Source organism: Streptococcus cristatus (genome assembly GCF_003943535.1).
GTDB classification, from domain to species: domain Bacteria; phylum Bacillota; class Bacilli; order Lactobacillales; family Streptococcaceae; genus Streptococcus; species Streptococcus cristatus_L.
The window spans coordinates 1-581 of sequence record NZ_RJPU01000038.1 but is presented as its reverse complement, the minus strand read 5'-3'; the positions used below and the strand labels follow the sequence as shown (position 1 = coordinate 581).

Below are 581 nucleotides of genomic sequence, written 5' to 3'. Positions count from 1 at the left end.
GGTTTAAGGGACGTAAAAGACTGCTGCGAGAGTTAGAGGAATATTTAATAGACTTTAGCAGCACAGTGATATAGAGAATAAGGGAGAGGTAAGAGGGAGATGTTACCTTTCCCTTTTAGTTATTGATTTATCAGTGATATTGATTGTGTTAGGAAATAAATTTGTAAAAAAAGATAAAAAAATTTCAAAAAAGTGTTGACAAGGGAATAGATAGGTGATATACTGATATAGTTGTCGCTTGAGAGAGCGATAAAGACCTTTGAAAACTGAACAAGACGAACCAATGTGCAGGGCACTACAACATATGTTGTAGTACTGAACAAAGAAAAAAACAATAAATCTGTCAGTGACAGAAATGAGTGAGAACTCAAACTTTTAATGAGAGTTTGATCCTGGCTCAGGACGAACGCTGGCGGCGTGCCTAATACATGCAAGTAGAACGCTGAAGGGAGAGCTTGCTCTTCTGGATGAGTTGCGAACGGGTGAGTAACGCGTAGGTAACCTGCCTGGTAGCGGGGGATAACTATTGGAAACGATAGCTAATACCGCATAACATTGACTATTGCATGATAGTCATAGTC

At 39.2% G+C, this 581-nt stretch carries 1 rRNA gene; it reads left to right on the top strand.

Going from position 1 to position 581, the window contains the following annotated elements:
- Nucleotides 1-374: 374 nt before the first annotated feature.
- A 16S ribosomal RNA gene (locus D8790_RS10745) occupies nt 375-581 on the top strand; the annotation flags it as partial.